Origin of the sequence: uncultured Mucilaginibacter sp., assembly GCF_903913935.1 — a bacterium.
Lineage (GTDB): Bacteria > Bacteroidota > Bacteroidia > Sphingobacteriales > Sphingobacteriaceae > Mucilaginibacter.
The window spans coordinates 1-4,896 of the sequence record NZ_CAIWNH010000588.1; the positions used below are offsets into that span (position 1 = coordinate 1).

Annotated in this window: 5 protein-coding genes; 2 read left to right on the plus strand and 3 right to left on the minus strand. The window is 43.3% G+C overall.

Features of this window, described 5'->3' with window-relative positions:
* The coding region (locus QZY09_RS23990) for a heavy metal translocating P-type ATPase (protein WP_295677064.1) at positions 1–1,615 on the plus strand (1,615 nt) is incomplete at its 5' end.
* Between the two features lie 137 nt (positions 1,616–1,752).
* Positions 1,753–2,217 carry a ribonuclease HI gene (gene rnhA, locus QZY09_RS23995; protein WP_295677066.1) on the plus strand — a complete coding sequence of 155 codons (465 nt, stop codon included), beginning with the start codon at positions 1,753–1,755 and terminating at the stop codon, positions 2,215–2,217.
* A 92-nt stretch (positions 2,218–2,309) separates the two neighbouring features.
* Here rnhA and fbp read toward each other — a convergent pair whose 3' ends face one another.
* The 3 genes from fbp to QZY09_RS24010 all read right to left on the minus strand — a co-directional run.
* Positions 2,310–3,359, minus strand: coding sequence for a class 1 fructose-bisphosphatase (fbp, locus tag QZY09_RS24000; RefSeq protein WP_295677068.1), 1,050 nt, complete (start codon positions 3,357–3,359; stop codon positions 2,310–2,312).
* A 24-nt stretch (positions 3,360–3,383) separates the two neighbouring features.
* Positions 3,384–3,875 carry a metallophosphoesterase family protein gene (locus tag QZY09_RS24005; protein ID WP_295677069.1) on the minus strand — a complete coding sequence of 164 codons (492 nt, stop codon included), beginning with the start codon at positions 3,873–3,875 and terminating at the stop codon, positions 3,384–3,386.
* A gap of 290 nt (positions 3,876–4,165) precedes the next feature.
* Positions 4,166–4,896, minus strand: a 731-nt coding sequence (locus QZY09_RS24010; RefSeq protein ID WP_367119269.1) for a tRNA1(Val) (adenine(37)-N6)-methyltransferase, incomplete at its 5' end; no start/stop codon positions are given.

Consider the following 4,896-nt stretch of genomic DNA (forward strand, 5'->3'; position numbering starts at 1 on the left):
GGTAGGTACCCTCGAAAACATGGGCGAGCGCTACCAGTTTTATGAAACTTGCGCTACCATCATTACACTGGTTTTACTGGGTAATGTTTTAGAAAAACGCTCCGTATCCCAAACCACTTCGGCCGTTAAGGACCTGGTAAAAATACAGCAGGTAAACGCCAACCTGGTGATTAATGGGGGGATTGAAGTGATCAGCGCAAGGGATGTGCGCCCCGGGGATACGCTGTTAGTTAACGAGGGCGATAAGGTACCGGTGGATGGCGAAGTGTTATCGGGCAACGCTTCGGTAAATGAATCGATGCTTACGGGCGAAAGTATCCCGGTTGAAAAGGCAAAATATGATAAACTGATTGGCGGCACCATCGTTGAGCACGGTAATATCAGGATGATCGCCACTAAGGTTGGATCCAATACAGTTCTGGCGCAAATTATCGAACTCATGAAGAAAGCGCAGGCCGCCAAGCCACCCGTACAAAAACTTGGCGACAAAGTGGCGGCCATATTTGTGCCGGCGGTTATCCTTATCTCAATTATTACTTTTATCCTGACTTTTTATGCCGGCCATGAAGGCATGCGTATTTCATTAATGAATGCGATTGCTGTACTTGTGATCTCGTGCCCATGCGCTATGGGCCTGGCTACCCCTACCGCAGTAATGGTGGGCCTGGGCAGGGCTGCAAAAAACGGCATTTTGATAAAGGGAGGCGATACGATCGAGGCGGTTTCACATGCCAAATATGTGGTGTTTGATAAAACCGGAACATTGACAACTGGTAAGTTCAGCATCAACAACATAAAAGCTGAAAGCGGCGCCGATATTGAACAAATAAGAGGGATAATTACGGCAATTGAAGAAAGATCAAACCACCCTATTGCCAAATCGCTGGTGAAAGGGCTTGAGGCACTTCCCAAGACCAAGTTGATATTAAAATCGGTTAAAGAAGAAAAAGGCTTAGGCATGCGGGCCGAAGATATTGAAGGGAATCATTATTTTTTGGGAACAGGCAAATCATCTGTTGACGGGGAATTTAATTTAACGCTTTATAAAAACCAAAAACAACTGGCATTGATCGCCGTTGATGACGAGATTAAACCTGAAGCTGCTAACCTGATTAAGCAACTAAAAAAAATGAACATCATCCCGGTTTTGCTGAGCGGAGATAAACATAGCCGTTGCTTAAAGGTTGCGCAGCAAATAGGAATTGACGAAGTCCATTCGGAAAAATTGCCTGATGAAAAATTAGTGGTAATTGAAATTTATCGTCAAAAGGGTAAAACCATAATGATAGGCGATGGCATTAATGATGCCCCTGCGCTAACTAAAGCTGATGTCGGGGTATCCATGAACGATTCAAGCCAGGTAGCCATTCAATCAGCACGGGTGGTGTTACTAAACACCGACCTGAATTCAGTAGTTAAGTTTTTACAGATCAGCAGGCACACGCTGATCACCATCAAACAAAACCTTTTTTGGGCATTTGCCTATAATATTGTGGCCATACCTATTGCAGCTTTTGGCTTTTTAAACCCGATGGTGGGCGCTTTCGCTATGGCGTTTTCGGATGTGGTGGTGATCGGGAATTCGTTGCGATTGAAAAAGAAGAAGCTTTCTTAAGTTCATAGTTGATGGTTCATAGTTCATAGCCCTGATTTATTTTATATTTTTGGCCCCAATGAATTAGTTTGATGGAAAGGCTTTTTACCCGAAGCAAAAGGCCATGAACCATCAACTATAAACCATGAACTAAAAGAATGATCGAAATTTTTACAGATGGTGCATCAAGCGGCAACCCGGGGCCGGGGGGATATGGGGTGATCCTGCGTTCGGGCAAACATTATAAAGAACTTTCAGAAGGTTTTAGAAAAACCACCAACAACCGCATGGAGCTGCTGGCTGTTATTAAAGGACTGGAAGCTTTAAAAACGCCCAACCAGGAAGTAACGATTTTCTCCGACTCGAAATATGTTATTGACGCCATTGAGAAACGATGGGTTTACGGCTGGCTGCAAAAAGGCTTTGCAGGCAAAAAAAACAAAGACCTGTGGCTGCGCTATCTCGATATCAGCAAAATACACAAAATAAAATTCGTTTGGGTACGCGGCCATGCCGGCCACCCGGAAAATGAGCGTTGCGATGAACTGGCCGTTGCGGCAGGAAAACAAAAAAATCTGCTGATTGATTCCGTTTTTGAGATGGAGGCGGCAAAGTTGTTGTAAGGTTGAAAAGTTACAATGTTGTAATGTTAGCCTGTCGGTGTGAAGTTGAAAACATTTCAACTTTCCAACCTTGAAACATTACAACAACCAACTCACTGCAGCTCCACCACCCCTTCAAAACTTTTCTTGGTTACCTGGGGTGAGAAACAGGCCATCATTTCTTCGGCCTTTTTTACCATATTTTCGGAACCAATGAATATCGCGGAGCGTTGGTGCAGTTCGGTTACATCGAGCCCCAGGATACGCCGATAACCATTACTGGCTAAACCACCAGCCTGCTCAACAATAAATGCCATGGGGTTACATTCATAAACCAAACGTAATTTGCCGTTGGGTGCGCCGGCAGTTACCGGGTAGATAAAAATGCCGCCTTTTATTAAATTACGGTGAATATCCGCCACCATGGAACCAATATACCTTGATGTATATGGCCGGTTTGTTTTTTGATCCTCTACCTGGCAATACTTGATGTATTTTTTTACCCCATCCGGAAAATGGCTATAATAACCTTCGTTAATAGAGTATATAGTGCCATCTTTCGGGATTCTCATATCCGGATGCGACAGGCAAAATTCACCAATGGATGGGTCCAGGGTAAATCCATTAACCCCTTTACCGGTAGTATAAACCAGCATGGTTGATGAACCATAGATCACATAACCCGCTGCTACCTGCTCGGTACCATTCTGCAGGACATCATCAATAGAGGCTTTCCCGGTTGTTGATTTACGGCGGTAAATAGAAAAAATGGTACCGACCGCTACATTAACATCAATGTTTGACGAACCATCCAACGGATCCATGGCGACAATATATTTGGCGTCTTTAGAAACATCAGATTCTATGGGGATATATTCATCGTTTTCTTCGGAGGCTACGATACAACATACGCCGCCGTGTTTTAAGGCGGATATAAATTGCTCATTGGCATAAACGTCAAGCTTTTTCTGACCCTCGCCCTGGATGTTGGTGGTACCGGCTTCACCCAAAATATCTGCAAGGCCTGCCTTGTTCACTTCGCGGTTAACGATCTTGGCGGCAATGCCGATGTCGCGTAACAGGCGTGACAATTCTCCTTTGGCATAGGGGAAGTCGGCCTGCTTTTCGATGATAAACTGGCCTAAGGTTTTTGCGATCTTCATAGGACTTAGTGTATTTTATACGTACTATCTTGGCATTTCAATAAGGTCGAAGGTATGGATTTTTTCTTCAGAAATGCAAAATCTAACTAAAGTCCGTACTTTATGCCAGCCCTGTTTCCCGGCTGCTCCGGGGTTTATATGCAAACAATTGATCTTTTTGTCGTAAATAACCTTTAAAATATGCGAATGACCACAGATAAATAAATTTGGAGGCTTAGTGTATATTTCAGGCTTTACCAAAGGACTGTAATGATCAGGATAGCCGCCGATATGCGTCATCCATACATCCACTTTTTCGCAATTAAACCGCAGGTTTTCGGGGAAGTGCTGCCTGATGTCGGGCCCGTCGATATTTCCGTACACGCCTTTCAGCGGTTTAAAGGCGGCCAGCTTTTCGGCAACCTCCATGCTGCCAAAATCGCCGGCATGCCAGATCTCGTCACAGTTTTCAAAATGTTTAAACACCGCGTCATCGAGGTAGCTGTGGGTATCGGAAAGGAGGCCTATTTTAAGCATTTACGCGAATAAAACTTGTCAGTAGAATTGTTATGATATATAATAGGAAAACTGTTCCAAGTATTTTGAATTTTGCTAATCGTGCTCTTTTAATAGCTATATATAGGAATGACAAAAAAAATGCAAAATTTATGATCGCCCATATTAATGACGCTTGCTGTATACCTTCAACCAAAATTGGTGAGAAGGGTGGAGTTGGCCATTCTTTGGGAGTTTCAAAAACCTCATAGAAGCTGTATATCGTAAATACAAACATGAGCGAAGCCATACAAATAGAGACAATTTTCATACTAAAAAGCTAAAAAATAAGGTTGCAATAAAGCCCTGTACATTTCCGAATATACGCCCTTTGATTTGTAAATAGTTATCTCGCTTTCTACAAACAATATATCAACTGGCGAAAGATTTATAATCATGCGGTGCGGGGTGGATTCTTGGTATGACCTAACCTCAATTACATCTTGCACATGAAGACCATTGATTTCTGCATATTCAACGACCTGTTCTCTCAAGCTCATTGGCAGTACCAGCCAGCACAATCCGGCGGGATTAAGGCCTACCGAAATTTTGCTAATCAACGTTTCAAAAAAATCAATATCCGTGTGCTTTGCCAATGCCTTTTTTGCGCCGGGAGGCTTTAATGAATCAACGTAAAACGGCGGGTTCGACACGATGAGGTCATACTTTTTATCAGGGTATTTTTCAAAAAAGGCTTCAATACTCGAAGAATAAATATTGAGCCGGTCGTGGAAAACGGAACTTTCAAAATTTCGCCCCGCAGTTTTAGCTGCCGACTCATCGATCTCAACAGCATCAATTTTCGCATTAATAAATCTCTGCGCAAGCATCAAAGCGATAACACCTGTACCTGTGCCGATATCCAGTATCGTTTTAGGATCAACCGCCTCCGTTATCGCGCCAAGCAAAACCCCATCAGTATTGATCTTCATGGCACACCCACTTTGGTCAACGCTGAATTGTTTAAAATGAAACATGCACCAATTTACGGGTTTGGATTTAC

Bases quoted from the DNA above. Each gene is read 5' to 3' on its own strand.
- rnhA (WP_295677066.1), top strand. From the start codon at position 1,753: ATGATCGAAATTTTTACAGATGGTGCATCAAGCGGCAACCCGGGGCCG.
- QZY09_RS24005 (WP_295677069.1), bottom strand. From the start codon at position 3,875: ATGCTTAAAATAGGCCTCCTTTCCGATACCCACAGCTACCTCGATGAC.
- fbp (WP_295677068.1), bottom strand. From the start codon at position 3,359: ATGAAGATCGCAAAAACCTTAGGCCAGTTTATCATCGAAAAGCAGGCC.